This is a genomic window from Blautia sp. HA8986 (assembly GCF_056504635.1).
This window is the reverse complement of sequence record NZ_JBWLUQ010000002.1, coordinates 49,014-75,365: the sequence shown is the minus strand read 5'-3', so window position 1 is coordinate 75,365 and position 26,352 is coordinate 49,014. Positions and strand designations below refer to the sequence as shown.

The 26,352-nt window shown below is 37.9% G+C and carries 28 protein-coding genes and 1 pseudogene; 2 read left to right on the top strand and 27 right to left on the bottom strand.

All coding sequences use genetic code 11. The features are described 5' to 3' along the window. Nucleotides 1-264: 264 nt before the first annotated feature. The 7 genes and pseudogenes from AC04Q4_RS13085 to AC04Q4_RS13055 form a co-directional block, all read right to left on the bottom strand. Complete coding sequence (locus AC04Q4_RS13085; protein WP_476389117.1) at nt 265-2,709, bottom strand: FtsX-like permease family protein; 2,445 nt, start codon at nt 2,707-2,709, stop codon at nt 265-267. After that, complete coding sequence (locus AC04Q4_RS13080) at nt 2,706-3,380, bottom strand: ATP-binding cassette domain-containing protein (protein ID WP_476389116.1); 675 nt, start codon at nt 3,378-3,380, stop codon at nt 2,706-2,708. Before AC04Q4_RS13080 ends, AC04Q4_RS13085 begins: the two co-directional genes overlap by 4 nt. A 177-nt stretch (nt 3,381-3,557) precedes the next feature. Continuing rightward, a complete protein-coding gene (locus AC04Q4_RS13075; RefSeq protein ID WP_476389115.1) occupies nt 3,558-4,823 on the bottom strand; it encodes an ATP-binding protein in 1,266 nt (421 codons plus the stop codon). Beyond that, complete coding sequence (locus AC04Q4_RS13070) at nt 4,799-5,488, bottom strand: response regulator (RefSeq protein WP_476389114.1); 690 nt, start codon at nt 5,486-5,488, stop codon at nt 4,799-4,801. The genes AC04Q4_RS13075 and AC04Q4_RS13070 overlap by 25 nt, the downstream gene beginning before the upstream one ends. Nucleotides 5,489-5,512: 24 nt before the next feature. Continuing rightward, a complete protein-coding gene (locus AC04Q4_RS13065; protein ID WP_476389113.1) occupies nt 5,513-5,689 on the bottom strand; it encodes a DUF6019 family protein in 177 nt (58 codons plus the stop codon). Between the two features lie 223 nt (nt 5,690-5,912). Next, nucleotides 5,913-6,380: pseudogene (locus tag AC04Q4_RS13060) on the bottom strand (lysine--tRNA ligase); the annotation flags it as partial. Between the two features lie 267 nt (nt 6,381-6,647). After that, nucleotides 6,648-7,670 (bottom strand): site-specific integrase, encoded by a 1,023-nt coding sequence (locus tag AC04Q4_RS13055; RefSeq protein WP_195456400.1) that lies wholly within the window; start codon nt 7,668-7,670, stop codon nt 6,648-6,650. 44 nt (nt 7,671-7,714) lie between these two features. On the opposite strand from AC04Q4_RS13055, the gene AC04Q4_RS13050 reads away from it, so the two are divergent. After that, nucleotides 7,715-8,182 carry a S24 family peptidase gene (locus AC04Q4_RS13050; protein WP_173738093.1) on the top strand — a complete coding sequence of 156 codons (468 nt, stop codon included), beginning with the start codon at nt 7,715-7,717 and terminating at the stop codon, nt 8,180-8,182. An 83-nt stretch (nt 8,183-8,265) separates the two neighbouring features. Then, nucleotides 8,266-8,466: a helix-turn-helix transcriptional regulator gene (locus AC04Q4_RS13045; RefSeq protein ID WP_004853407.1), complete on the top strand. Its 201-nt coding sequence runs from the start codon at nt 8,266-8,268 to the stop codon at nt 8,464-8,466. A 362-nt stretch (nt 8,467-8,828) separates the two neighbouring features. On the opposite strand, the gene AC04Q4_RS13040 is transcribed toward AC04Q4_RS13045, so the two are convergent. The 20 genes from AC04Q4_RS13040 to AC04Q4_RS12945 form a co-directional block, all read right to left on the bottom strand. Then, a complete protein-coding gene (locus AC04Q4_RS13040) occupies nt 8,829-10,205 on the bottom strand; it encodes a sensor histidine kinase (RefSeq protein WP_173738094.1) in 1,377 nt (458 codons plus the stop codon). After that, nucleotides 10,193-10,855 (bottom strand): response regulator transcription factor, encoded by a 663-nt coding sequence (locus tag AC04Q4_RS13035; protein WP_195456402.1) that lies wholly within the window; start codon nt 10,853-10,855, stop codon nt 10,193-10,195. Before AC04Q4_RS13035 ends, AC04Q4_RS13040 begins: the two co-directional genes overlap by 13 nt. Nucleotides 10,856-10,869: 14 nt before the next feature. Next, entirely contained in the window at nt 10,870-11,610 is a 741-nt protein-coding gene (locus AC04Q4_RS13030) for a lantibiotic immunity ABC transporter MutG family permease subunit (protein ID WP_118640790.1), read from the bottom strand. A 1-nt stretch (nt 11,611) separates the two neighbouring features. Further along, nucleotides 11,612-12,343, bottom strand: a complete 732-nt coding sequence (locus AC04Q4_RS13025) for a lantibiotic immunity ABC transporter MutE/EpiE family permease subunit (protein WP_476389112.1) — start codon at nt 12,341-12,343, stop codon at nt 11,612-11,614. Continuing rightward, nucleotides 12,336-13,049, bottom strand: coding sequence for a lantibiotic protection ABC transporter ATP-binding protein (locus AC04Q4_RS13020; RefSeq protein ID WP_005609481.1), 714 nt, complete (start codon nt 13,047-13,049; stop codon nt 12,336-12,338). Before AC04Q4_RS13020 ends, AC04Q4_RS13025 begins: the two co-directional genes overlap by 8 nt. A gap of 78 nt (nt 13,050-13,127) precedes the next feature. After that, a complete protein-coding gene (locus AC04Q4_RS13015) occupies nt 13,128-13,316 on the bottom strand; it encodes a hypothetical protein (RefSeq protein ID WP_005330841.1) in 189 nt (62 codons plus the stop codon). An 84-nt stretch (nt 13,317-13,400) separates the two neighbouring features. Beyond that, entirely contained in the window at nt 13,401-13,886 is a 486-nt protein-coding gene (locus AC04Q4_RS13010) for a methyltransferase domain-containing protein (protein ID WP_476389111.1), read from the bottom strand. Between the two features lie 23 nt (nt 13,887-13,909). Next, entirely contained in the window at nt 13,910-14,536 is a 627-nt protein-coding gene (locus AC04Q4_RS13005) for a GNAT family N-acetyltransferase (RefSeq protein WP_173738096.1), read from the bottom strand. Nucleotides 14,537-14,650: 114 nt separating this feature from the next. Next, nucleotides 14,651-15,061 (bottom strand): GTPase RsgA, encoded by a 411-nt coding sequence (gene rsgA, locus AC04Q4_RS13000; RefSeq protein WP_173738097.1) that lies wholly within the window; start codon nt 15,059-15,061, stop codon nt 14,651-14,653. 33 nt (nt 15,062-15,094) lie between these two features. Continuing rightward, nucleotides 15,095-15,259, bottom strand: a complete 165-nt coding sequence (locus AC04Q4_RS12995; protein WP_173738098.1) for a hypothetical protein — start codon at nt 15,257-15,259, stop codon at nt 15,095-15,097. A gap of 754 nt (nt 15,260-16,013) precedes the next feature. Continuing rightward, nucleotides 16,014-16,919, bottom strand: a complete 906-nt coding sequence (locus tag AC04Q4_RS12990) for a carbohydrate kinase family protein (protein ID WP_173738099.1) — start codon at nt 16,917-16,919, stop codon at nt 16,014-16,016. Then, complete coding sequence (locus AC04Q4_RS12985) at nt 16,916-18,292, bottom strand: family 4 glycosyl hydrolase (protein ID WP_173738100.1); 1,377 nt, start codon at nt 18,290-18,292, stop codon at nt 16,916-16,918. Before AC04Q4_RS12985 ends, AC04Q4_RS12990 begins: the two co-directional genes overlap by 4 nt. Before the next feature lie 13 nt (nt 18,293-18,305). Further along, nucleotides 18,306-19,655: an L-cysteine desulfidase family protein gene (locus AC04Q4_RS12980; protein WP_173738101.1), complete on the bottom strand. Its 1,350-nt coding sequence runs from the start codon at nt 19,653-19,655 to the stop codon at nt 18,306-18,308. Further along, nucleotides 19,642-20,844 (bottom strand): M20 metallopeptidase family protein, encoded by a 1,203-nt coding sequence (locus AC04Q4_RS12975; RefSeq protein ID WP_173738102.1) that lies wholly within the window; start codon nt 20,842-20,844, stop codon nt 19,642-19,644. The genes AC04Q4_RS12980 and AC04Q4_RS12975 overlap by 14 nt, the downstream gene beginning before the upstream one ends. Before the next feature lie 26 nt (nt 20,845-20,870). Beyond that, on the bottom strand, nt 20,871-21,548 hold the full coding sequence (locus AC04Q4_RS12970; RefSeq protein WP_138276798.1) for a PIG-L family deacetylase: 678 nt from the start codon (nt 21,546-21,548) through the stop codon (nt 20,871-20,873). Between the two features lie 15 nt (nt 21,549-21,563). Continuing rightward, complete coding sequence (locus AC04Q4_RS12965; RefSeq protein ID WP_173738103.1) at nt 21,564-22,379, bottom strand: carbohydrate ABC transporter permease; 816 nt, start codon at nt 22,377-22,379, stop codon at nt 21,564-21,566. Nucleotides 22,380-22,411: 32 nt separating this feature from the next. Further along, the gene (locus tag AC04Q4_RS12960; RefSeq protein WP_138276800.1) at nt 22,412-23,314 is read right to left on the bottom strand and encodes a carbohydrate ABC transporter permease; all 903 of its coding nucleotides are present in this window, start codon (nt 23,312-23,314) and stop codon (nt 22,412-22,414) included. 144 nt (nt 23,315-23,458) lie between these two features. Then, nucleotides 23,459-24,724, bottom strand: a complete 1,266-nt coding sequence (locus tag AC04Q4_RS12955; RefSeq protein WP_144092911.1) for an ABC transporter substrate-binding protein — start codon at nt 24,722-24,724, stop codon at nt 23,459-23,461. A 44-nt stretch (nt 24,725-24,768) separates the two neighbouring features. Further along, on the bottom strand, nt 24,769-25,746 hold the full coding sequence (locus tag AC04Q4_RS12950) for a LacI family DNA-binding transcriptional regulator (RefSeq protein ID WP_173738136.1): 978 nt from the start codon (nt 25,744-25,746) through the stop codon (nt 24,769-24,771). Nucleotides 25,747-26,032: 286 nt separating this feature from the next. Beyond that, nucleotides 26,033-26,290 carry a DUF6462 family protein gene (locus tag AC04Q4_RS12945; RefSeq protein ID WP_243121599.1) on the bottom strand — a complete coding sequence of 86 codons (258 nt, stop codon included), beginning with the start codon at nt 26,288-26,290 and terminating at the stop codon, nt 26,033-26,035. Nucleotides 26,291-26,352: the final 62 nt, after the last annotated feature.

Below are 26,352 nucleotides of genomic sequence, written 5' to 3'. Positions count from 1 at the left end.
GTGGCAGATAAGGTATCTATAAAAATCTGTATTTGCTTCAATGACTCTGCCACCTGTCATTCTTTTAATCGAATACTGTTCTCCTGCTTTTCATTTACTTGGTAATATGAAGTTTTGGCTTTATCTTGTAGTTTGCGAATATCCGTATAAATAGAAAAAGCCCTTTGAGAAAGGGATTTCTCCTCTCTCAAAGGGCAAGTTGGCACAACTGGAAGTTATCTATTTCTCCTCTTCGTTAAGACCTAGTTCATTACATATTACTTGCTATCCCTGATACCTTATTCTTTCTACCAGCGTTTCCTTTTTCAGATTACTGCTTAAAACGCAGGAAAGTACAATCTGCAACAGACCGACCAAAAAAATCATAATAAAAATTGGTACGATTGGAACATGATAGATATTCATTCCAAATATTCCATTATGTTTTGCATAGGAAAAAAGTGCATAGCCGAGCGGCAGACCAATAATCAAAGCTACGCATATGGTACCAACCGTAAACATCAGTCCCTGTAATTGCAGGCATAAATTTAATTGTTTATTTGTCATACCCACAGCCTGTAATATACCATATTCCTGCTTTTTTGTCGTAATATTCATGATCATGGTATTCGCCATATTCATAAACCCGATGAGTCCTACAATAGCCATAAACAGATAACAGCCAAGCTTCATCATGCTGCTTGCAAATTCGGCAGATTGTAACTGCGCATGATAAGTATCCATTTTTATATGCGAAGTATTAGAAATCAAAGTATTCAGACTTTGTTCTACAGATGCCACATCTTTTTTATCACAGTCCACCCACAGATAGCCATAGGCTGTTCCTCTCGGATTCATGGAACGGTATACACCTTCCGGAATGACAAGATAAGTGTCCGCGCTTACAAAGGATCCTGCAATCTTTCCCTGATAGGTATAGGTTTCACTTCCATTCTCAAAGTCAAATGCAATGGATTCACCCGGAGCATATCCATCTTGTTCCATCCACGTTGACCAGCCAAAGAAAATATCACCATTCTTTACCGCCTGATCATAGTCCATAGAGCCAATATCCCCTTCTTGGCGCATAAAATCAAAATCATTTTTACTCACAATATCAGCCGGAAATCTTGTTCCGTTCAGATTTACAGAGACAATCTCTCTCGTCATGACATCTGTTACTCCCGGAATGCTTTTGATTTCTTCAATCAGCGAATCATTCAATGGATCATCCGTCAGAATCGTATCCAGATTATTCTCCGGATATCTTTCATCGTACTCAGCAGAATAGTCAAGCTGCAGTTCAAATTGTCCATGATTAACGGAAAGACGTGCTTCATGCTCCGTGTCAATATTTCCCACATAATTAGAGATAATCACAAACAATACGCAAGAAAAACCCATTGTGAGGATAGTACCAATAGTTCTTTTGGGATTACCCGTTACATTTGCCATTGCCATAGAAAACACGGTGACATTTTTTCTGCCATTTCGTTTTCCTTTTTTTTGTGTTTCTGCATTTTCTAAATACCGTGTTGCTTCGATAGGTGAAATCCGTGAAACAATTTTCATTGGTTTACGCAGTGCCAAAGCAACGGTAAGAAATGATACGAAAATACAGAGAAGCATAACAGGCAGGGAAAACAGAGGCACCTGCTGATTTTGAACTCCCATAGAGCCAGTTCCGGTTGATACAAGGTTCCCCTGTTCTACCAGCCAGTTAAAACCGCATTTTGCAATCAGAAAGCCAAAAAGCAATCCAACTGGTATTGAAAAAAATGTCAAAAAAATGCCCTCTCTGAAGATCAGTTGTTTCATCTGCTTTTTTGTCGCTCCCAGAGCCTTGATTTTTCCATACTCCTGTATCTTGTTGGCAATACCGACCTGAAAAATATTATAAATGACCACAACAGAGAAAAGTACAATTGCAAGAATCAAAACCCCGCATACCGCAATCGTTTCATAACTCGGCTGCAAGACCCATTGCAAATAGAGATCATTGACTATAACGTTTTTTTCTTCGATCCCACAAGCTGCTGCAATCTGCTTTATAACCGAATCAATATTATTCATAGATACATTTGCAGAATCATTTAAAGTAAAATAAATATTATACTGTCTGTCATTCTCTGCGACGTGCTCATCATAAAACTCCTGTGACCCGAAAGCAACATAAGATGCCTCGATGGTATACTCATCCCGATCATATAGGATTCCGCTGACAACAAATTCTTCCGGCTTATATTCTGACTGCATCCCTGCGCGGTAATCCAGTGTAACCGTATCTCCGATCTTTACATCACCATACCCCATTGCACGAAAAAATGCTCTTCCTGCGGCAATTTCCTGCATTTTTTCCGGATACTTTCCTTCCTTCAACTCATATTCTTTATTATAAGGAAGCATTTTTCTTGCAGTCTCATCCATGCAGACAAACCCGCCTTTTTCATTGCCTTTTATGATACCTTCGGTGCACATAGTGCCTGTAGCATCTATTTCCGCACGGCGGTTTACTTCTTTTAACTGCGATCCGTCTGCGGAAACAAACAGACCATAATTGCTTCCATATGATCCTGCCGCCTGACTTTTCTGTAAATGAATTACCCCATTTCCCACAGTACTGATGATAACAAGCAGCATCGTGGTCAGACAGATTGCCATCATGATCAGTATACTTCTTGTCCTGTTCCTTTTGTCATTGCTATATGCAATCCTGCTTATTGTCTTCATCTGAAATCCACCACCTGTCCGTCCTCAATCACCAGAATACGGTCAGCGACCTGTGCAATTTCGTCATCATGGGTAATCATTACAATTGTCTGTCCATATTTTTTTGCTGTCATCTTAAACAGAGCGATTACCTCATCGCTGGTCTTAGAATCAAGATTTCCTGTCGGCTCATCTGCAAATATAATTTCCGGACGATTCACCAGTGCTCTTGCAATTGCTACTCTCTGCTGCTGTCCTCCGGATAACTGATTTGGCAGATTATAAATCCGGTTTTCAATCCCCAGAGTTGCAATAATATCATTTACATACGCTTCATCCACTTTTCTTCCATCCAGCCCCAGTGGCAGTACAATATTTTCCCAGACATTAACAGATGAAACCAGATTAAATGCCTGAAAAACAAATCCGATTTTTCTTCTGCGGAAAACAGCAAGGGCATCTTCCTTCATCCTGTATAAATCTTTCCCTGCTAAAGTAACACTGCCTTTTGTCGGGGTGTCTAGCCCTCCAAGCATATGAAGTAATGTACTTTTACCGGAACCTGACTTTCCAACAATTGCGACAAATTCTCCCTGCTCAATCTGAATGTCCACCTGATTGACCGCTTTGACCTGATTCTCACCTGCGCCATAAAACTTACAAAGCTGCTTGGTTTCTAATATCACACTCATGTGTTGCCTCCTTTTCAATTCTGTAAAGCGTACCTTTTCAGCACGCTTTCTTTGCCTGTTTATATATTTGGTCATTTTTCAACCTACATCCAAATTGTATCAGGACAATCTTTCATTTCACTTTCAAAAAACGAGCAGAAATCTTACAGAATTGTAAGATTTCTGCTCACTTAAAATTTAACCAACATATGGTAATTGAATCACAAACGTGCTTCCTTTTTTCTTTTTGCCGGAGGTTACCGTAATCGTACCTGCGTGTTTTTCGATAATTTCTCTCGATAGAAAAAGTCCGATTCCTGTACCACTCTTTTCCATGACCTCCCTGGAACTTCCTCTGTAAAATCGTTGAAAAATTTTGTGATACTCATTCTGCGGAATACCAATTCCCTGATCCTCAATTTCCATTCTTACAAGATCGTTTCTTTTTTGTAACCGGATAAATATTTTTGAACCACACGGACTGTACTTGACCGCATTATCCAGAACGTTGATCACAGCTTCACCAAGCCACCTTTTATCCTGCATAATCGTGCATGTTTCCAGCTCTTTTTCATAGTCAAAAACGAATTCAATTTCTTTCTCATCCGCTTTAGGATAAGTGCGGTTCACAGCAGATATGACAGTATCCATAAGCGGAAGTTTTTTCTTATTAATCTGAATCAGTCCAGTTTCCATCTTGGATATTTCAAGAAGCGACTGCAATAATGTCTCCAGTCCATCCAGAGCACTCCGACAACGGATACGAAACTCCTCCTGTTCTGTGGCACTTAAGTCATTCTGCATCAGCACACTAAAACATGTATCCAAAGCTGCAACCGGTGTCTTTAACTGGTGAGAAATATCAGAAACCATTTCTTTCGTGTTCTCCTTTTCTGCCCTTGCTTCTTCCTTTATCAACTGAATATGATGTCCGATTGCTTCAAGCTGGTCATTCAATTTTTCCAGTTCTGCATGATTTTCCGTTTTCAGTAAATCATCAAATTTATTTTCACGGAATCTGATCAGAATTCCTTCCAACTGGTCTAAAATTTTCTGATGACACGCATCTTCTTTTTTCTTCCAATAAAGTAAAAAAGTCAAAAGAAGCACGCATATCACAGTGCTTACAGCACCGGTCACCATAACCTGATGCCGGAATTGCGAATAAAATGCATTCCCTTTATTCCCCCAGTATCCATATTGCTCCAATAATCGCCTTCCCTGTTCGTTAGTTTCAATATCCTTATCCTTAAGCAATTCCGAAACAGCATCCAGCCCGGAAAATTCTTCCTTTGCAGCAATCTCTGTCATAAGATTCATTTTATATTTATAATCTTCATAAAACACATACGTGGTAAAGCAATTTAATATTGCAAACAATAATATGACAGGTAATACCAAGGAGAGCACTACTGTAATCTTCTTGCAATATCTCTTTGTCACCGCCTTACCTCCTGATTCCATATATACCCAAGACCTCTGATATTCTTTATATAGACCGGTACAGCCGGATTGTCTTCGATTTTCTCACGGAGTCTTCTGATATTGACAGCGATTGTATTTTCATCCACAAAATCCCCTTCCAGATCAAACACATTTTCCAATATTTGTGTTTTTGAAAGAATCTGTTTCGGATTCTGAAGAAAAAAAGTCAGCATTTTCAACTCCGTTTTTGTCAGACTGATTTCACGACTCTTTATCAGGACTTTCATTTCTCCTGCGATAAATACGATATCTCCCGAAATCATCTTTCCGGCTTCCGTTTTCTCCTGTCTGCGGCGGAAATGTGCTTCTATTTTCAAAAGAAGTACCGAAAGACTAAACGGCTTTGTAATATAATCATCTGCCCCTGCTTCATATCCCATGACCTGATCCATCTCCTGATCTAGTGCTGTAAGACAAATAATGTATGTATTATAATTGCATCTCATCCACCTTACAAATTCCAGTCCATTCCCATCCGGAAGATTCACATCACAAATGGTAACATCCACATTATTATCACTTGCAATTCTTTTCGCTTTTTTCACTGATTCTGCTGAAAAAACCTCATATCCGGATTTTTTCAGTGAAAATGTAATTCCACGATTTAAATTTTCATCATCTTCAACCACGAGTATACCTGGCATAGCATATGCACCTCTCTTTATTAACTATTTTTTCTCTTCGTTACATATTTGTTCTGCCTCAATATCCTCGGTAGTGACTTTCCCTGTAATATCCCTATAGGCTTCTTTTATTCCATTTTTGACCGCCCACTTAATTATAAAATATAATGCAAGTAAGACGATTAGTGCTGTGCCAAAACTAATTCCTAATTCTTCAAACATTTCATTACCTCTGTCAATTCCTATTTATATTTCTGTTTGTTTTAAAAATGGGCAACTCCGATTGGAATTGCCCACTCATTGCACTAATTATGCGATTTTTTCTTGCTTGCACTTAATTTTGCATCAACTGATGTAAGTTTGATGTAAATCGCTGTTTTTTTAGTTTTTTATCAAATGAAGTACGTCCCGTCTATTCGGTAAAACGGTACATCTTTACATCATCTTAATAGAGCTTTGCACCAGCCGGAATATGGTTATCAACCATCAGAAGATGAAGTTTTTCTTCGCCCTCTTCCTCATGGATTGCACTGAGAAGCATTCCACAGGATTCAATTCCCATCATGGCTCTCGGCGGCAGGTTAGTGATAGCGATAAGCGTCTTTCCAACCAGTTCTTCTGGTTCGTAATAAGCGTGAATACCGCTTAAAATCGTACGATCTGTGCCTGTTCCGTCATCCAGAGTAAACTGTAACAGCTTCTTGGATTTCTTAACTGCTTCACAAGCTTTTACCTTTACAGCTCTGAAATCTGACTTGCTGAAAGTATCGAAATCAACAAATTCCTCAAATAAAGGCTCTACCTTTACCTTGGAGAAGTCGATAACTTCTTCTTTCTCCGGTGCTGCTGTGGAAGTGCTGTTTTCTGACTTCGCAGATTTCTTATCAGCGTCCAGTGACTTCATCGTTGGGAATTTTTTTGATTGCTAAGCTAACTCTTGTATATCCTTGCAAACCCTTGGAAAATGGGCTTTCCCGGATTCTATATACTTGGATACTCTTGGACGTTTTTTTGACTTTTGTGCGTCCAAAAGATGTCATTCGCCTTAAAATACGTCTTTTTATTTTATGCATGTACTGCTGTGTCAAACACAACAATACTTAGCAAGTATAACATATTTGCCACAGTATGAATAGGTATATTTTTCAATCTTCGAAGAGTTCAATCGCAGGACACTTTTCTAAAAAATATCCATATTTTTTGATAATTTCTCAATTACTGATTTGGTAACATCTGGATTTGCCTCTGCATATATGTTCATGGTAGTCGATACATCAGCATGTCCCATTACCTCTTGAATTACTTTGATGTTGGTTTCATTCTCGCAAAATCTTGATGCAAACGTATGTCTGAAGATATGGCAGGAGAATCTTGGAATCATAACAGGTTCTCTCTTCTCCTTTTTAGCAGCCACCTCTTCTTCTGAATTATGTGTATCCACAATTCTTTTGATTGCCCGGTTTACTGCTGATGGGTTATGTGGCATCCCAAATCGGTTGGTAAATACAAAATTGGTCATTCCATCCACATTCTCAACACAAAAGCCTTCCTGCTTCTGTCTCTCATATTCTTCCTGAAGCACATCATATACCTGCTGCATCATAGGTATTCTACGATTACCAGCTTCCGTCTTTGGCAAAGATACTCTAAACTCACATTTATATGAATCATCCGCTCTCTGGTAATAGGTTAAGCTATGATTGATATCAATGATTCGATTTTCCAAATCAATATCATCCCAGCGTATCCCAATTGCTTCTCCTATTCTGCATCCAGTTCCTAACAAAAATACAAAGAATGGATACCAGTGATAAAAGAACGGATTCTTTGCTACATACTCCATGAATTTTCTCTGCTGATCCACAGTCAATGCTCGCCTTGTTTTTCTGGCACCACCATTACGCTTTTTTACTTCACAGTATGCTCCGTCTACCGGATTCTTCCTTATGATATCATCTCTGACAGCAAGTTGAAATGTAGGTCTTAGTACTGTGTTAATTGTCTCAAGCGTATTAATCTGTAATCCCTGATTATTAATCAAGTCTGTATAAAAGAACAACACGTCTGAGTATTTCACATCTCTTACTTTCTTCTTGCCAAATGTATCACGAATAAAATGATTCCATGTATACAAATAATTACTGTAAGTAGTGCTGCGCAATTCTGTTTTAGTTGATATGTACCTGTCAAACAAAAAGTTCACATCAGCCTTTCCTGCGACATAGACATGAAGGCAGGGAAAAAGCTATGGATTATATTAATCTGCTCCACGCATCCGGAATGTATGAAAAGCAGACTGCTAAGATAATTCCATTCCGAAGCATTGATATTTTTGAAAATGCTGTATCAGCCGGAACCGGTAACTTCCTTGTAGACGGACCGAAAGAGACTGTATGTATAGATGAATCTATCTTACCGGAAGATACTACTTTCGGTGTCCGTATTAGTGGTGACAGTATGGAACCTGAATTCCACGATGGTCAGATTGCATGGGTATTACAGCAGGAATCTGTTGCTAATGGAGAAATCGGCATCTTCGCTCTAAACGGAGAAGCCTATATTAAAAAATTGCAAAACGATACAGACGGAATCTTCCTTATCTCGCTTAATGAAAAGTATGCACCTATCAAGGTTAGTGAAAATGACCGCTTAGACATATTTGGAAAAGTTCTTGGAAAATCTGATGCTTCTGCTATTACAGGACATTACCGATAAAATTGCAAGTCCTTTTTATCGGACACATCATTTTGCATAATTGACAATAAGAAAATTCTATAGAACTGAAAGAAGGGATTTTTATGGCGGTTACCAATAATATCCGAGAAATCCGAGAACAGCGTGGCATTTACCAAGATGACCTTGCCGCTGCTATCGGATTCAGCACCAAAACTGTCGGCAGGATAGAACGTGGGGACAGCACCCCATCTGCCGAGTTTATGCTACGGATTTCTAAATACTTTAATTTATTGGTGGAAGATGTCTTCCATGTAGAAGATTGAGCTGGGTAGATGCCACCCAGCTCTTTTTATGTTTGAATCGTCAACCTTCAATTCGATTATGTTTTCATCTCCAAACACATTTTTTCATCCAATGCAATGTTATATTAAATGAAAAAATCATTTGATATCATAACAAAAGTTATATTATTCTCTTCTTATATGTGCATATAATCCCAACTATAATGATAGTTATGTAATAAAGAATAGTACGAGCATTTTTAATTTTATCAGCTATCATAATTCTGTATGCCTCCTTCTTCCATGAGATTACAGCAAACGTAGTAGTAATGTCTATCAAAAGGCTTTTACATATTAGATAAAAGCATGTAAAATTTCTTTTACATAGCTTAATTGCGGTCTATTTAGCTTGTTTCTTGACTACTCAGGAAAAATATTTCTACCCTCGCCCCACCTGTATTTTCAGAATTTGAAAGTTTAATACCTCCACCATATTTTTCAGCCACAGTTTTTGCAAAAAATAGTCCCATCCCATAATGGGCTTCGCCATTTCTACTTGTGTCATCCATAAAAAACTGCTCTGTGCCATGCAATAATGCTTCTTTTGTAAATCCTGATCCGCTATCCTCCACAATGAATGTCAGCCGGCCATCCTGCTCCTTTGCGTCAATATAAATGATTCCATTTTCTTTTGTATGCTCCACTGCATTCTGAATCATATTCATTACGGCCCGGAACATTGGATCATAAGCAATCGTTACCTTTTTATCACTTTGTCCCGCCTTCCAATCTATTTTCTGGTGATAGATTTCTACCAGTCCGAGTGCCTGTTCCTTTATATCTGCGAAAAAATCTTCTAACCTCACCGTTGTATAGGTAACATCACTGCAATTCCATGATTTTGTGACATCTATCAACTGTTTTACATAACTTTGTATCTGTGTTGTGCCGTTCAAAACATAAGTGATATTATTCTTCTGTTCTGTGGTCAGTTCAGTCTCTGAAAGTAGTTCTGCATTTCCCCGTACAATCGTAAGAGGTGTTTTAATATCATGCGCCAAAGCAGACATCTGTTTTTTCTTTTCCTGCTCTGTTTTCCACTGCTTTTCTAAAGATTCTCGCAATGCATCTCGCATATCATCGATTGCCGATAAACAGTCATCAAACTCTTTGATACCGGAACAGGATGTCTCATATTCCAGATTTTGATCCTTTATTTGTCTGATTGCGTCTAATACAGGCTGCATCTGCTTTTTGATTCTTTTTCCAAAACGTATGGACGGAATGATGATAATCGCTACCGCTCCAATCACTGACATAATACTCATCACATTCTGTGGTCCTATAAAATGCTCCCTCAAAAAAGCTGAATGATATTGAGGTGTCAGGCGATATTGCAATACAACATATTCATTTTCCCTTACAATTACTTTATAAAAATATTTCCCGGATGCGTTTCCGTACTTTGCAACATTCCATGCTATCTGTTCGTATTGTTCTGACAGATCTCCACCTATTTTCTCTCCATTCTCTGAAAAGATTACATAATCACAAAGTGCAGGAATCATCTCAGCAGTTACTTTATCCGCACGTAAAATCGTATCATATGCTTCATTAATCTTTTGCTCTGCATAATTCGCCGGATAGATACAGCCCACACTAATCAAAAGGTACAGCAGCAGCCAAGCAACAATCACCAAACCTACTAATGATCCAAGCATGACCAGTACATATCTCATAAAAATCCAGCTGAGTGCATTGCTTCTCTTTACTCTTCCCATTTATATCCAATCCCCCAGACTGTTTTTATCGGTGTATAATCATAATCCGCAAATTTTGCTCTTATATTTTTGATATGCGTGATAATGGTACTGTCATTACTCTCACTGTCAAAACCAAAGACCTCTTCTAAAATCTGTTCTTTCGAGAAAACCTGTTCCCTGTTTTTAGCCAGGAATTCACAAATTTCGTACTCCGCTTTCGTAAGAGGAAGTTCCTTATCATCAACCAATAGTTTCTTTTGAGATATTTGAATACAGACCCTCCCCAAAACCATCCGGACAGAATGTTCCCTGTGCTCTCTTCTAAGATGTGCATGAATCCTTGCCCGAAGTTCCATCACTCCAAATGGCTTTGAAATATAATCATCTGCTCCCAACGAAAGTCCGTTCACCAGACTTTTTTCCTCCGTTTTTGCGGTAAGAAACAAAATCGGACAATCCACAAGTGCCCTGATTCTTTTGCATAATTCAAAGCCGTCCATTCCAGGCATCATAATGTCAAGTAAAATCAGGTCATAACGATGTAATTCTTCCATATTAAGTTTCAGCGGATTACTTACTTTGGTAACCAGATGTCCATCCTTATTCAAAATGCTTTCTATCATTTCCAGAATTGCCGGTTCATCATCAACTGCCAGTATTTTTGCCATAGTTTCCCTCGATTCTATTCCGATATTCTGTTTCCTTCCCAGTGGTTTACCCACCAAAAATAGTATACCATACTAATCCCTATAAATATTAAGCAACCTGGTATGAATGACAACCATTCACCTACACTAGTTTCTCCCAATACAGATTGCAGATAAGTATATGGTACTCTACCCGTCCAGCAGACAAATACATATTTCCACACATAATCTCCAAGTCCGGTAAGCATCAATGCACTAATTAGTCCTGATATAATCCCTGCTCCAATGGATACCCCTTTTCCAAACTGAAAAGCCAGAATCAGCTGCCACAGATAAAGTGGAACACTGCTTCCCCACAGCAGCAATGCTGCAAATATACATCCTTTCATGATTTCGATATCGCTTGATGCGATTCTTCCAAATCCAATTCCGAATATGATTGCTGTCAATAGGATAGAGCACAGACACAAAACCAGTAGCATCAACAGTTTCGATAAAAATGCTGCAGGTTTATCCGGTAAAGACAACAGATTTTGAAAATCACCTGCATTTTGTTCCTGTTCCATCACACTTGCTGTAAAAATTCCAATAAGTACCGGAAGTCCTGCTCCTATTGCCTGATAAAATGCAATCACTTTCATATTTTCATTCCATGGTGAAAAAAAGTAATATATTAAAAATATAACGCTGGTTATAATCGGAATCAGTAAGTGTGCCAGAATCACAGATGTTCCTTTCATCTTTCGCAAGTCTGCATTAAGAGATCTTCCAATCATCTTATTTCACCTCTCTTCTCTCAAACCATTTCAAAAACAGAACCGTTACAAAAACAAACCAGATGATTGAGAGACACATTCCCGGAACAATCACTCCCGTATCCAAAAGAGGATTCCCTGCTTCTGCGGCAAGTCCATTTGGTAAAACATGAAGCAACGGGCACATCATTCGCATAGGGATTGCAGAAACAAGTACATACCAGATTCTGGTCTGTGATATTACCACACCGCTGACGGTAATAAATAGACAGACGAACAGGTTTACAATCATTCCAAAGCGTTCACTTAAAAATAAAGCTACCGGAATCTCCCATAACTCAGAAACCGTCAGAAACAATACTGCAATCAACGCTCCTCCAACTGGAACATGTGTCGTTAGAAGAAAGCCTCCAAGCGTTGCTCCTGCAAACACAATCACATTAGAAAACAAAATCATGTACCCAATATAAATAATTTTCCCCAGCAACAATTTTCTTCTGTCTGTGGGAATAGTCATTAAATGATAGTATTTTATCTTTTTCTCCTGCGCCACAGAAAGATAACAAAATAGAGCAATCATCCCCGGCAGCAAAAGTGTATACCACCAGTTCCAAACACTTTCTGCATAAGCATTTGTCATCCCAAGAGTAAATATAAATGCCATGACAAATGTAAGAAAAGGAAATCCCCAGATAAACTTTTTTCGCATGGTTCTTTTGGCTTTTTGATGTTCTGCTTTTATAATATTAACCATGGATTTCACCTGCTTTCTGGTTTTTTCTTACCACATTCATAAACAAATCTTCAAGATTATCTCCCTGCTTTAATGCTCCTTCGTATCCTAAGATTCCACCTGAAATAATCCCGACTTTATCTGCAAGTAACTGTACCTCTGAGAGAATATGACTGGAGAGAATTACAGTGATTCCCTGTTCCGGAAAAGACCGGATCAGCTCTCGTAATTCCTCGATGCCTATTGGATCTAATCCATTCGTAGGTTCATCCAATATCAAAAGTTCCGGTTCTCCAAGCAATGCCATTGCAATGCCTAGTCTTTGCTTCATCCCCAAAGAAAACTGTCCTGCTTTCTTCTTTCCGGTGTTTGTAAGTGATACAATCTGCAAGACCTCATCAATTCTGTTTTCATCTGTACCAAGCAATAATTGTCTTACCTTCAAATTCTCTCTGGCGGAAAGATTTTCATAAATAGGCGGATTTTCAATTAACGCTCCTATTTTTGATAAATCTTTCCTATCCAAAAGTTTTCCATCAAAGTAAATCTTTCCTGCAGTTGGTTTCATCATACCGGTCAGCATTTTCAATGTGGTAGATTTACCAGCGCCATTCGGTCCAAGCAGTCCATAAATCTGTCCCTTTTCGATATTAAGTGAAACATTATTTACCGCTTTCTGTTTTCTAAAATATTTACATAGATTTTGTGTCTGTAACATCATTTCCATCTTTACTATCCTTCCTTCTATATTTCATTTCTTACTGAAATATAACCTAACAGAAAAAAATAAAGATTTGATGAAGATTTATTCCCGTATGGAATAAACCATCAATTGAATATCATTATCAGAACTCGGCTTTCCACTGAAATCAGCAAAGCTGTTACAAATACGAAGTCCTAATTTACAGAATATCTCCGTGATTTCATCCAAACTATATAACCTTATAGGATTTCCTTCTTTCATTTCAGGCTTATAAAGTGCTTCTCCATACATATAGTCTACCTGCCCATATGTCAGTGTTTTTCTTTCCTTCTCCCATTCAAAAGCAGATAATGTAAGTCCCTTTTCTCCTGCATCTCATAACTTGCAAGGGAAATGTGTTTGGGCATAGCTTCCATTCATGATATCCATAAAGTGCTTTCCACCATTTTTTAATGCTTTCGCAATGACAGAAAAAATCTTATGATTTTCCCCATCGTCTTCAAGATATCCTATTGCTCCATCCGCCATATTCAGCACAACATCAAATTCCTTATCAAATGTGATCGTGCGAATGTCCTGACAAATGAACTTTGCATTCAAATTTTCTTTTTTTGCCTGCTCGTTTGCATAATCTATGTACGCCGGTGTAATATCAATACCGGTAACATCATACCCACGTCTGGCAAACTCCAGTGAGTGCCGACCAAATCCACATGCAAGATCAAGTATTTTTTCCGTTCCTTTTAACTGTAACTGCTTGATTAGAAAATCTACTTGTCTGCCTGTATCTTCTACCCATGACATATTCTGAATATCCAGCGTCCAATTTTTCTGATACCAGTCTTTTTCCATTGCTTTCATCTAAATTTACCTCCTGCTTTTCATCATTCAAAAATCTGTCCCAGAAGTTTTTTCTTCTCCATATACGGGAACTCTCTATCAAATGCCTCTGCTTCCTTTTCATTTACCAGATACCCTGCCGGAGGTGCATACTCTCCTGTAATTCCATTAAGATATCCCGGTATCAGTTCTTTGCACAGAAAGAAAGATGCATCCTCGCCTTCCGGCAATCCATGATAGCGGATGCCAAACTCGCTTGCCTGTTTAAATCCGCTTTTTCCATAAAAATCAATATTTCCTTCAAAGCATACTGCTCCGCATCCAAGCTCTTTTGCTTTTTCCAGAGAATAATCCAGTAAAATCTTTCCATACCCCTTCCTTTTAAGCTCCGGTGCAATACAGATCGGTCCCATGGTCATAATCGGAATACTTCTGCCATCATCGGCTGCAATCACAGCCTTCATAAACATGTTCTGTCCAATCAACTGTCCATCTAATGTCATGACAAAATCCAATTCTGGAACAAATGCCGGATCGTTGCGAAGCTGATGGAGTACATAATGCTCCAGACAACCTGGGCGATACACATTCCAGAAACTCTCCCTTACCAGATTTTCTACCTCATGGTATTCATTTTCTCTTTCCAATCGAATGATAATATTTTCCTTCATTTTCTTTTTCTCCATTTCTTTTTAACTCATGGTATTGCAATATAAAAAGCCACAATTCTAAATTCAAATCCTTTAGAATTAGCGGCTCTGCGTCTTTTGCGTCTGGCTCTTCATTTATTGTTTATAATTATGTTTATTTAATTTGGCAATCTGTTTGAATTTCCTTTTCTTAGCAGCAAGATAATCAACTGCATTTTTATTGTATGCATTCTCTGCTTTTAATTTCATATACGCTCTATATCGTTCTTCTGCAATCAATCCGTCCTTCACAGCCTGTCTCACTGCACATCCCGTCTCGTTTTCATGAGAGCAATCGCTGAATCTGCACTTCCTTGTTAGTTCTTCAATGTCCAAAAAAGTATGATCAATTCCATCCTCTGCACTCCACATTCCGAGTTCTCTCATTCCAGGCGTATCTATTACCATTCCTCTCCCCGATATCATAAAAAGCTCTCTATGTGTTGTGGTATGCCTGCCTTTATCATCATTTCGAAGGTCTCCAGTTTCCAGTTGATCTGTTCCCAATCAGGCATATATTTCCCTCCAGCACAGTTATAATCAAACGCCACTGATTATGTCTGTGATCTTAGAAATATGATCTTCCAGATATTCGATCAATTCTTTTTGTTTCTGGATAAATTCCTCCTGGATCTCAATCTGTTTGAGATAACCAGCAAGAAGTTCATCGCGTTTCTTAAGCTCTTCTTTTAAATCAATGTCCATGAAGAAACCTCTCGTGTTTTTTGTTAAAAAGAGTATAACAAAAACGTAGGAAAAAAGCGAATTACCAGAAAACACTCTTTCGTCATTCTGACTGTGGATAAACTATTTGTTTTATGATAAAAAAGTATTAATGTAAATCTTGAGACTAAAAAAAAAGAGGACTTAAAAGCAGAACCCGGTGTATAACTGTTCATAAAAAGAGCAGCAGAAAAAACTATAAACACAGTTTTTCCTGCTGAAAATGATTATCCACAAAATAAAAAAATAAGTTTCGTCATTTTTAACAACGACTTATACATACCCCTGAACAGTAACGGATAAGCAACAGGCATCTCAGCCTGTCATCTTATCCAGCCATTGTTTCCGTCGAACAATCAACCCTCCGATGAACAGTTACAGTATACGGCATCTGGTTTTTTGCGTCAAGCAATAATAAACGACATCAGATAAAAAGGCGTACTCCCTTCAGGAGAATCCGGAAGGATTTCCACCTGAAGATGGTGTTTCTGTCTTTCTCCGTGATGCAGCACCGGTTCCAGGAACTGGCAGTCGCCCCCCATCTAGGATAAATTCCTCTTTCTGATCCGGCCATTTTTAAATTTTTCCTCTATTTATTGCTCTTCGAAATTGCTTTTTAGCTTTCCCTGTTATATGTCACTCAGAAAATATAGGACTCTTATATTTCATCATTCTATATGAAGGAAAAATATCTCCTCGCTTTGTGTAAACATTTATTTAAAAATTCTTCTCTCCATTATCTCCTATAAATATTATGAAAATAATTTAAAAGTTTCTGTTCATCTATTTCTGCAGTTAAACATCCCATTTTTGTTACCGCATACCCGCCGGTAATATTTCCAAACCGTATACAATCATCCAAACTATAACCATAATATAATCCATACATAAATCCAGCTGCAAATGCATCACCTGCACCCGTTGAATCTACATGTTTTACTGGAAGCGGTTCAACAGTATGAATCTCTCCATCCTCTTTATAAAGACATCCTTTATTTCCATTTTTTACAATTGGATATTTTAAATACTGACCCAATTTTTCCAATGCCTTTTCCGGATTTTCTTCGCCTGTTATTTTTATCGCCTCCATGGAATTCGGAATAAAATAATCCACATACGGAAAAACATCATAATACCATTCCAAACTTAACATATCATTCCATGCAGAATCCAACACGATAATACATCCTGCTTCTTTCAAAGATTTACAAAACTCTTTCTGTTCAAGAGAAAGAAAAGCAATTTTACAATCCTTATAAAATTCATAAATTTTTTTACTGTCCACCCTAAACGCTTCTTCTTTAGGTTTATAGGAAACAATACCTCTGTCCTGTTCACAGGAAACAATACAACTGAGAGTAACTGGATCTTCTTCATCCGTTGATAACATGTTAATGTACTCTATTTTTTCCTTTTCCAATTTTTTTACAAGATATTTACTAAGAGAACCATTTCCTATATAAGTTGCAAGTTTCACCGGAACACCCAACCTTGAAAGCTGAATCAGTGTTGCAACTACGCCTCCGCCAAGTTGCTTAAAGCAGCTTGGCGTATAAATCTCTTCTCCAAGCTTTGGAATTCTGTCAGCATTTCCAAAAATGATATCCACATTGGCAATTCCAAATCCACCTACGCTATTCATAATGTCCATCCTCCTGTATACTCCTTATAGACCTCCAGATATTCCCCTAACAGTTTTACTGCCAAAGAATATGAGTTTACCAGTGGATTTATCATCAATGCGTCAATAGCCTTTTCTGTATTCCGTTCCACAATCGCCTCTGCGGCCAGTCTCTCATAACATTTCACAGTACGAATCAGCTGTTTTGCACATTCTGGTAATTCATATAGACCTTTCTTTGGTGTGGCCCCATTCTTTGAAATATTACAGGATACCTCTATTATATCTGAATCTTCTAACCAATCCACAGTTCCATGATTGGGGACGCACAAAATCATCTCTCCTTTTGTACCAGTAATCTTTGCTTTCATAAATGCCAGTGCAACCCCTGCATATCCACCTTCATCTTTTGTATAAAGTTCAAATCGTGGAATGCAAGCCTCATCTCTTGCCACAGAAGTTTCCCCCTGCATATAATTACTTTCTCTCATATAAATATGTTCACTGTAGATTTCTAACATTTTATCAAAATCTCTTGCTGCATCATACTGTCCAAGTTCCTTCAACATATGATCATTGATTTTCTTAATTCTTTCTCCTCGTGTTTCCCCTATTTTCTGAATATTCCGAAGAGCTTTCTCTCTATAATAAAAATAATACAGATATTCATTCAGCATACAACCAATATGTTGTGCAAGCTTTGGCTCAAAATAACGCATATCTGTATGTTCATAAAGCCGTGAATCTTTCAAAATTTCCGAAAGTATTTCCCGTCCATCCTTCTTTACACTGGTAAAATAAGATAAATGGTTCAATCCTATAAGCTGCACCTTTAAATCAGAATATTCCAAGTCATACAAAGCTGCTACCTGTCTTAAAAATCCAGACGGTGCATCACAAATACCATACACAAACGAATATCCCTGATTTCTTAATGCCTGCGTTACAAGACCAGCTGGATTTGTAAAATTAAATACCATAACGTTTGGATTAGAATACTCACCAATCAACCTACAATAATAAGTTAATGTTGGAATAGAACGAAGTGCCATAGCAAAGCCACCAACGCCTGTCGTTTCCTGCCCTATTACCCCATTCTTTAGTGCTACCCGTTCATCAATAATACGGCTTTCTTCTTTTCCCGCACGAATAGTTGTAATAACAAAATCTGCCTCCATTACAGCCTCTTTCTCATTTGTTGTACAGAGATACTGAACATAAGGTGCAATTCTGGAAAATACCTCTCTCACCATAGAGCCAAACACCCGGACTCTTTCTTTATCTATATCCATAAATACAACATCTGTAATGTCAAGGTCTTCCGCATGCTGTGCCAAACATTTTGCCAACATCAAGCTTCGTGAACCACATCCACCAATAACTGTTAATTTCATAACATCATCTCCTTTAATTTCCCATCATAATTTCCAGAATTTTACTATCCATCTCTTTCATGCCATCTTTCCCAATTATGCCAACATATTCAATAGTTTTATCCGCATTTTTTCCAACAATTCCTTCCCCACTTATAAAACGGCATTGATTTTTTGCCATTTCATAGGATAAAAGACCTGTCTCAATTGACATAGCTATTTTTGCAGCACAAGATGGCTTTGCTCCGTCACATAACATTCCTGATATCGTTGCCAATGTATTTGTGATAATGTCTTCAATTACTGATAATGGCTGTTGATCCAAATATGCAATTCCACAAACCGCAGCACATCCCGCATTAACTGCACCACAATATGCCGACAACTTTCCTATACCTCTTTTAATATAAATTGAAAGCAAATTTGCAAATATCAATGCTCTATACAGCATCTCGTTACTTTTATTTTCTTTCTGGGCATAAATAGCTATAGGCACCGCAATAGTAATTCCCTGATTTCCACTGCCGCTGTTAGCAACTACCGGAAGAATACTTCCTCCCATTCTGGCATCACTTCCTGCTGCTGCGTATGCCGCTAATACGGCTGTTTTTTCTTTCTCATGCAATTTCAGGTAATTCTTCCCTACCTTCGCTCCATAATCATTTTTCATTCCTTCTTCTGCTATTCTCCCATTGTGGGTGATCTGCAATTTCATGAGATTCTCCAAATCGCCAATTTCTGTTTCATATGCAAAATTGTAAATATCTTTCAATTTCAGCTTATATTCACTGCCATTAAACTCTCCAACACATTCTCTGTATTGATATTGCCTTGTAATATCTTTCCCATCTTTTTGTACCTTTGTTATATTAAGATGACTTTTCTGAATTTCCACCAGAGAGGTATGCTCTCCTCTAATCAATTCAACTCGTACATATAGGGGCTCTTGTACTCTCGAAAGATGCACATCGTACATATTTTCTTCCGCTACAAGCTTTCGTACCATTTCAACGTCTGCCATAGTCAAAGTATTCAAAACTTCCAACTTTCGTTTCGGATTGCCTCCTACAATTCCGCAAAAAGCAGCTTCCGCTATCCCTTTAAGATTTTGAGTGTTTGGAATAACTACACTTTTCACATTTTTCAAAATATTACCACTCACATAAATCTCCATATGATTCGGAATCGCACCTAAAATCTCCTTCGCACACGCCGCTGCATAAGCAATCGTTCCCGGTTCTGTACATCCAAGGGCTACGATAATTTCATTTTTTAACAACTCTCGACAGATTTTTTCTATTCTCTCTCTACCATCCTTTAAATCTTCAAACGTTTTTTGACAATTTTTGCTGCTACCCCTATACATCCTTTCAGTATTTTTCATTTATCCTCTCAAACCCCTTTTCCGAAAATGCAGATGCCAGAATACAAAAGGCTGCAATTCCATCCAACAATATTGATTCTTCAATCTCAAAACAACTACTATGTAGTGGAAAATGCCGTTTTTCATCCTCTTTCCAACAGCCTAGTCTCAGAAACAGAGATGGACATACTGTTCCATAACATGAAAAATCTTCTCCTAGCATAGATGGTTCTCCTTCTGTTAAAATCTCCACTTCCGGAATCTCCTTTTTCAAAATCTCAGCTGCCCAGCAAGCTGCCGTTTTATTATTGATCGTTGCCGGATATCCTGAATCCATATAATAGGATCCCTCTATTTCCCAGGCATCTGCAATAGATGTGGTCAGTTTTTTCAGACGTCGAATAATCTCTTCCCGCACTTTTGTATCATAAGTTCGAATTGTTCCTTCCAGATATCCTTTTTCTGCAATAATATTATATTTTTCGCCACATCGAATCCGGCAAATGTTTACAACTGCTGTTTCCTGCGCTGATATATCATTTGCTGTAATATTTCCGATTGCATTGATCAACGCCGCCATTGCTGGAATCGGATTCCTACAAATGTGAGGTGTTGCTCCATGTCCACCTTTCCCTATTAGTTCAATAGAAAACGCATCCGGTTGTGCCATTACAGGTCCTGACATGCAGGTAATAGTACCTGCTCTTTGTGGCCATACATGAAAAGCAACTATCAAATCCGGCTTCGGAGTTTTCATTGCTCCATCTACAATCATACGGGCAGCACCACCCTGATGTTCCTCAGACGGCTGGAATAAAAATACTATATTTCCATATAGCTGCTCCCGATTTTCATGTAAAATCCGAATACAGCCAAGCAGCACTGTCATATGCGCATCATGTCCACACGCATGCATAACACCATTTTCTTCCGAGCTCCATGAAAGTCCTGTCTGTTCTTGAATTGGAAGTGCGTCCATATCTGCACGAAAAGCAATCGTATAACCAGGTTTTCCGCTTCGAATTATTGCATATACACCCGTATCAGCACATGTCCTGCATTCCACTCCCCATTGTTTCAATTGACTAAGAATCCATTCCTGTGTCTGATATTCCTGCCCGGACAACTCCGGGTGCTTATGGAGATGGATATAATATCTTTTAATTTCTTCCTCCGCCTCTTTGGCTTTTTGGTAAAAATCAACTTTCACTCTTAATCCCTCCCCCAAAATCTTATTTACATCTTTTTGCAGTCTCTCAAAAGATCTGCAATACTATCAATGGTGATGCTATGTCCTAAATAAATTCCCTCAGCAAACTCTGTTTTTGCATCTCTTCCATATTCCTCTGATAAACTCATTGCATATGGAAGAATATTCTGAGATGTATGTGCCAGGCAAGCATTTTTCTTTATTTCTATTACGTCTGAAATGTCTACGTAGATATCTGGTCTGCGACGATTACTTCTATTATCTGCGCCAAAATAGATCAGCGCATCATAATGCCAGTCAGTATCATCATCTGAATACTTTTTCAATCCAGCCGTAAAACAAGCCGCTCTTGTAATTCTTGATACAGCTGTATGATCCGGATGATAATCATCCTCCAAAAGTGTTAAAACAAATTTTGGAGAACACTTTCGCAAATGTGGAATCAAAGCATCCACTGCTTCCTTACAGAAATAGACGCCTGCATCCGGAAAATTTAGCATTTCAAAATAATCTAGCTTTAAAATTTCTGCGGCTTTTTTTGCCTCTGCTTCTCTTTCCCTCTGCTCCGCATAACCTCCCGCTTCCCCTCTGGTAAAAATTACAAGCCCTGTTTTTAATCCTTCTTTTTTTGCTTTTGCAAACATTCCTGCAGCACAGACTTCCAAATCATCTGGATGTGCACAAACTGCTAAAATATCAACCATAATCCATTCCCCTTACTACTGTTTTACTCCTGTGGTTGCAATTCCTTCTACGAACTGTTTCTGGAAAAAGAAAAATAGTACTATCATCGGAAGAATCGCAATAATGCCTCCCGCCATGACCTGCGGATAATAGGTTGTATGCTCTCCGATAAGCATTGCAAGACCAGCAGATAATGTCATTTTCTCCATAGAATTATTTACAATTAACGGCCACATCAAATCTTTAAATGTAGATATTGCTGTCAAAATTGCTAAAGAAGACAATGCAGGTTTTAATAACGGCAATAAAATCTTATAATAAATCTGAAAAAATCCACATCCATCTAACATAGCTGCTTCATCTAAACTCTTCGGAAGTCCTTTAAAAAATTCACATAACATAAATGTACCAAAAGCACTGAATATTTTAGGAATCCATAATGCTGTTACCGTATCTGCCAAATGTAGCTTTACCATGATCTCATAATTGGGAACTAGGAAAATCTGTCCTGGAACCATCAGTAATGCCAAAAGGACGATAAAAATTACATCCCTTCCCGGAAAATTCAATCTGGCAAACGCATATGCAGCCATAGAACATATCAGTAACTCAATCACAATTGTAAAAATCAAGACCAAAAATGTATTGATGTAAAAACTAAGAAACGGAAACTTGGCTACAATCTCCTGGTAGCTTTCCACTGTAAAAATTTTCGGTAAAATTGTTGGTGGTATCTGAATACTTTCTTCATAGGATTTGAAAGATGTCAAAATCATCCATATAAATGGACATACTGTCACAGCAGCACATAGAACAAGTAACAGATATACCTGCCACTTTCTTTTTTTCATTATATAATCTCCTTTCTACGTCCTGATCCTCATTAATCATCATAAAATACCAATTTCTTCTGACAGATCATCTGAATTGCTGTAATCACTAAAATCAGAAAAAACAGCACCAGACTGATTGCTGCACCATATCCCTTATGAAATTTTACAAAAGATTGTTCAAAAAAATATGTAACCAGCGATCTGGATGCTGCAGTTCCACTGCTTCCCTGTGGAATCATCAGATAAATAAAATCAAAAATCTGGAATACATTAATAACAGTTGTTACACATACAAAAAATATAGATGGCGATAACAGCGGTAATGTAATCTTAAAAAAACGCTGAATCCCATTCGCTCCATCAATTTCAGCAGCCTCCTTGTAACACACCGGAATCCCCTGTAATCCGGCTAACAATACAATTACTTGATATGCAACACTTGCCCAGATAAATACAATAGAAATAGAAAACAACACTATTCTAGGATCAGAAAGCCATGCAATTGGATTCACTCCAAACTTTCCAAGAATTTCATTGAAAATACCAAATTTATAATTCATCAACCATTTCCACAAAAGTCCAATTGCGGCCGGTAAAGTAACTGCCGGAAGAAAGATGCATACTCTGAAAAAACCAATTCCCTTTACCTTAGAATTCAATAATACAGCCAGCAAAATCGCCAGAATCACAACTGCCGGTACACAAATAACTACATATAATATCGTATTAATAAATGCCTGATAAAACGCTTCATCATGAAAAAGCTTTACATAGTTCTCAAGTCCAACAAATTTGGGAATACCAAAGCTTGACTTATTTGTAAAACTATAATAAACATTCTGAAAAAATGCCCAGATAAAAAATACGATGACTCCTGACATCAATGGCGCAATCATTAGATAACCTGTCCTTATTTCCCGATGCCTTAGTGAATCCACTTTATTTTTTTTCATCAAATATTCTCTCCTGTCAATTAAGCATAGATTCGAAATCTGCCTTCGCTATTTTATTCATAATTGAACAGCTTTTTTGCAGCTTATTCGTTGAAAAAAAGGAAGTGTTGCTCATTTCATTATTAGCAACACTTCCAATCCATCTTATGATTCGCTGTCCAAAGCACTCTGTGTTACTTCCTGCATCTGTGAACATCCCTCTTCCGGAGTTAATTCTTTTGCAAATATCTTTGCTGAAATCTCAGTTACAGCAGGAAGCCATTCTGCAACGCTTGTAGATGTCGGAAATGGAAATCCAGTTTCTGCTGCTTCGAAAATTACACTTACATCTATGTGATCTGCTTTATAATACTGCTGGGCACTAATCAGTGCCGGAACATCTACCTTCGCTTCTGCCTGCATTTTATTAGCCTCTTCCCCTGAAAGATATTTTACAAGTTTCCACGACGCATCCTTGTTTTCACTGTTAGCATTGATTGCATAGCCCAATCCGCCAATAACGCTCTGATTTCCTGCTTCTTTTGCGGGCATAGCAATAGTTCCTATCTGATCAGCGAAACTCGCTTCATCAATAACAGATGTTTTCCAGGATCCCATGAAAAGAATGGCTCCCTTCTGAGACAGAAACAAATCTGTTCCCTTTGTATCCGAAAGCACTTCGCTTCCTGGCATCAGACCTTCATCCATAAGTGATACCATATCACTAAACGCTTTCACCGTTCCTTTCTGATCAAAACCTGCTGTTTTCATATCTTCACTGAGCACAAAGCCTCCTGATTGATTGATAAAGTTGAAAAAAGAAGGCTGGGCATCCAGTTCCATTAGTATCGGATATTCATCAGATCCTGCTTCTGTAATTTTAGTCTTTAACTGTTTTGCAATATCTGTCATATCCTCCCATGTCCATCCGGTCTGAGGCTCTTCTACCCCATATTTTTCAAAAATAGCTTTATTGAAAAATACCTGTACCGTGTCCATTCCCTTTGGTATACAGTATTGAACATCCTTATAATTATAAGAGTCTTTCAAAACACTTACGTAATCATCCATATTAATTTCATCTTTTTCAATATATTCATCAAGCGGTTCCAAAACACCAGCCTCTGCATATTTAGGAAGATATGTATTCATCCAAAATACATCTGCCGCACTATTTGATCCCATTGCAGCATCCAACTTTGTCCAATACTGTGACCAAGGAGTTAACTGTAAATCTACATCAATATCAGGATTCTCTGTTTCAAATTTCTCAATAATCTCATCAAATACCGGCTTCTGAACCTCATCCCAAATTGCAAAAGAAATTTTAGTAACATCATCTTTTTTCTCTGCATACACCGGTGAAGTTACTCCTAAGACCATTGAACCAGTCATTACAAGTGTCAGCATTTTACAAATTCTTTTTTTCATGTTTTCCCTCCAAATTTGTACTTTTTTATCATTATTAACTGTTTCTATTCTTTTAATATTTTCTGATTGAGAATGCAGGTTTCTCCTTCTTCCAGTTTGTAGGGTAATGTAATTTCTATGTTTTCTTCCCTTTTCTGGTTCTGAAAAGTATCCAATGTCTGCTCTATCATTTTTTTGATAGGCTGACGGATAGTTGTTAGCTTGGGAGTTACCTGCCTAGATAAACTAATCCCGTCAAATCCCATAACGGAAACATCCTCCGGAACTCTTAACCCTCTCTCAGCCAGAGCACTGATAACCCCCAATGCGGCTTCATCACTGAATGCAAATACTGCTGTAAAAGAAATTCCCTGTTGAAGTGCCTGCGTGGTTATACGATACCCACTATTATATGTCAACTCACCATATTTCACTCGATCTGCATCGAATTCCAATCCATATTCCTCGAAAGCTCTTTTGCATCCTGCAATACGCTGAAATCCGGAGCTGATACTCTTAGGATAATCCGATATAATCAAGATTCTCTCATGCTTAAGTTCAAGAAGATATCTTGCGCCTTCATGTGCTGCTGCCAAATCATTGATATGAATCATTTTGCATCGCTGATCCTCACTGATTGCACCAAACATCACCATTTTAATACTCTTAGCCGCTATATAATTGAGCATATCCTGATTTGTATTTTCCTCCAGATAAATTACGCCCGTGATATCCAGTTCTTTAAAATATTGTTTATAAGACTCATCTTGACCCACAACAGGAATAAATATCATTCTGCAACCATATTTCGGAACCGCATCTAGGAAATTCTTTAGAACCTCACTGAAATATGCCAGCTTAAGATTTGGAATTAAAACAGCAATTACACCGGGATTCTTTTGTTTATATACAGGTTTATATGAAAGTTCTCGAACTGCTTTTTCAATTCTCTTGGAGGTTTCCGTTGTTACAACATTTTTCCCATGAAAATATCTTGAAACCGTAGCTGGTGATACTCCTGCTCTTTTTGCAACATCTCTTATTGTTGCCCCATATCATCACCTCCTTTTTCAACGTATTTCACATTCTTTTTTGCTATTCTCGCATTGTTTGTTGTATCTTTTTACCAATTTTATATTTGAAATTATAAGAATCAATGTATAAAATGTCAACCCTATTTCATTTGTTTCATTTTTATTTCATGTGTTTCACCGAAACATCATTTTTCACCACGTGTTTTCTTTTCTCTCCATTTATTTAGATCCAGAAACTTATAAATAAGATCCTCATGATGTAACACGTTTTATCAAATGTACTTCTTACACAAAGTCAGCACGCCCTGTTTTCCAGAAGAAACGTGAACGTATCATTGCTCATTTTATGATCCACTACACTGCATTGCTTGATCAATACGGTTCCATCTATTCTGTAAATCGCACCTGCATCACTGGCGAGTTTAAAAAGTTTCTTATGAGAAATACTGTAAATAATCTCTGCCTGTTGATAACGTAGATACTGTCGGCGTAATTTTCTAAGCTGCTCTGGTACTTCCTTCATACTTGTGATTGGTTTATAATTTTTATCCATGATATTTTCCTCCAAAATTAGATTCACTGTTTTACAGAAGTTGACTGCCGGGATATATTTTT

Coding starts and splice junctions, on each gene's coding strand:
- AC04Q4_RS13085 (WP_476389117.1), bottom strand. CDS start 2,709: ATGAAGACAATAAGCAGGATTGCATATAGCAATGACAAAAGGAACAGG.
- AC04Q4_RS13080 (WP_476389116.1), bottom strand. CDS start 3,380: ATGAGTGTGATATTAGAAACCAAGCAGCTTTGTAAGTTTTATGGCGCA.
- AC04Q4_RS13075 (WP_476389115.1), bottom strand. CDS start 4,823: ATGGAATCAGGAGGTAAGGCGGTGACAAAGAGATATTGCAAGAAGATT.
- AC04Q4_RS13070 (WP_476389114.1), bottom strand. CDS start 5,488: ATGCCAGGTATACTCGTGGTTGAAGATGATGAAAATTTAAATCGTGGA.
- AC04Q4_RS13065 (WP_476389113.1), bottom strand. CDS start 5,689: ATGTTTGAAGAATTAGGAATTAGTTTTGGCACAGCACTAATCGTCTTA.
- AC04Q4_RS13050 (WP_173738093.1), top strand. CDS start 7,715: ATGGATTATATTAATCTGCTCCACGCATCCGGAATGTATGAAAAGCAG.
- AC04Q4_RS13045 (WP_004853407.1), top strand. CDS start 8,266: ATGGCGGTTACCAATAATATCCGAGAAATCCGAGAACAGCGTGGCATT.
- AC04Q4_RS13040 (WP_173738094.1), bottom strand. CDS start 10,205: ATGGGAAGAGTAAAGAGAAGCAATGCACTCAGCTGGATTTTTATGAGA.
- AC04Q4_RS13035 (WP_195456402.1), bottom strand. CDS start 10,855: ATGGCAAAAATACTGGCAGTTGATGATGAACCGGCAATTCTGGAAATG.
- AC04Q4_RS13030 (WP_118640790.1), bottom strand. CDS start 11,610: ATGATTGGAAGATCTCTTAATGCAGACTTGCGAAAGATGAAAGGAACA.
- AC04Q4_RS13025 (WP_476389112.1), bottom strand. CDS start 12,343: ATGGTTAATATTATAAAAGCAGAACATCAAAAAGCCAAAAGAACCATG.
- AC04Q4_RS13020 (WP_005609481.1), bottom strand. CDS start 13,049: ATGGAAATGATGTTACAGACACAAAATCTATGTAAATATTTTAGAAAA.
- AC04Q4_RS13015 (WP_005330841.1), bottom strand. CDS start 13,316: ATGTATGGAGAAGCACTTTATAAGCCTGAAATGAAAGAAGGAAATCCT.
- AC04Q4_RS13010 (WP_476389111.1), bottom strand. CDS start 13,886: ATGAAAGCAATGGAAAAAGACTGGTATCAGAAAAATTGGACGCTGGAT.
- AC04Q4_RS13005 (WP_173738096.1), bottom strand. CDS start 14,536: ATGAAGGAAAATATTATCATTCGATTGGAAAGAGAAAATGAATACCAT.
- AC04Q4_RS12995 (WP_173738098.1), bottom strand. CDS start 15,259: ATGGACATTGATTTAAAAGAAGAGCTTAAGAAACGCGATGAACTTCTT.
- AC04Q4_RS12990 (WP_173738099.1), bottom strand. CDS start 16,919: ATGAATAGCGTAGGTGGATTTGGAATTGCCAATGTGGATATCATTTTT.
- AC04Q4_RS12985 (WP_173738100.1), bottom strand. CDS start 18,292: ATGAAATTAACAGTTATTGGTGGATGTGGTTCACGAAGCTTGATGTTG.
- AC04Q4_RS12980 (WP_173738101.1), bottom strand. CDS start 19,655: ATGAAAAATACTGAAAGGATGTATAGGGGTAGCAGCAAAAATTGTCAA.
- AC04Q4_RS12970 (WP_138276798.1), bottom strand. CDS start 21,548: ATGGTTGATATTTTAGCAGTTTGTGCACATCCAGATGATTTGGAAGTC.
- AC04Q4_RS12965 (WP_173738103.1), bottom strand. CDS start 22,379: ATGAAAAAAAGAAAGTGGCAGGTATATCTGTTACTTGTTCTATGTGCT.
- AC04Q4_RS12960 (WP_138276800.1), bottom strand. CDS start 23,314: ATGAAAAAAAATAAAGTGGATTCACTAAGGCATCGGGAAATAAGGACA.
- AC04Q4_RS12955 (WP_144092911.1), bottom strand. CDS start 24,724: ATGAAAAAAAGAATTTGTAAAATGCTGACACTTGTAATGACTGGTTCA.
- AC04Q4_RS12945 (WP_243121599.1), bottom strand. CDS start 26,290: ATGGATAAAAATTATAAACCAATCACAAGTATGAAGGAAGTACCAGAG.